Source organism: Rhodanobacter sp. FW106-PBR-R2A-1-15 (assembly GCF_058789735.1).
Genome location: NZ_JBYTEM010000067.1, coordinates 1 through 665, shown reverse-complemented (window position 1 = coordinate 665; position 665 = coordinate 1). Strand labels below are relative to the sequence as shown.

The following is a 665-nucleotide window of genomic DNA, read 5'->3' as shown; positions in this document are numbered from 1 at the left end:
CTAGACCAACGAGGGAGTCCCCCCGGCTCTGCCGGGGAGGCAGTAGAAGTTTGACGTTTACAGGAGTCCATCGGGGAAACTCCAACTCGTGAGCCGCCAAGCACACGAGAGGAGAGTCCGCCGATGGACGAGTACAAGAGCTTAAACCACACGCCATGGGAATGCCTGTACCACGTGGTGTTCATCCCGAAGTGTCGACGTCGCACGTTGTACGTCGAGCTTCGAAAGTATCTGGGAGAGGTGTTCCGCCGGTTGGCGGAGCAGAAGGAGAGTCGGGTCGAAGAGGGACACCTGATGTCCGATCATGTGCATATGATGGTGAGTATTCCGCCGAAGTATGCGGTGTCGGAGGTGGTGGGTTACATCAAAGGGAAGAGTGCTATCCACTTGGCGCGAGTGTATGCAGAGCGCAAGCGAAATTTTGTAGGGCAGAGCTTCTGGGCGAGGGGCTACTTCGTCTCGACGGTGGGTCGGGATGAGCAAGTGATCCGGGCGTACATTCGCAATCAGGAGGAAGAGGATCGACGATTGGAGCAGTTGCAACTGCTTCGATAGGCAGGCCACCGTAGGGTGGCCCGATCAGAGGGGCCGCGTTAGCGACCCCGCCCAAGCCGCTTTGAGCGGCTCACACAACTAAAGCCCCCGGCTTTGCCGGGGGATACTTA

The 665-nt window shown here is 58.2% G+C and carries 1 protein-coding gene; it reads left to right on the top strand.

The features are described from left to right. The first annotated feature begins 123 nt into the window (after positions 1 to 123). A complete protein-coding gene (gene tnpA / locus AC3WTD_RS18515; protein WP_492614661.1) occupies positions 124 to 555 on the top strand; it encodes an IS200/IS605 family transposase in 432 nt (143 codons plus the stop codon). The last annotated feature ends 110 nt before the right edge of the window (positions 556 to 665 follow it).

Excerpts from the sequence above, each read along its gene's own strand:
- tnpA (WP_492614661.1), top strand. The coding sequence starts at position 124 with ATGGACGAGTACAAGAGCTTAAACCACACGCCATGGGAATGCCTGTAC.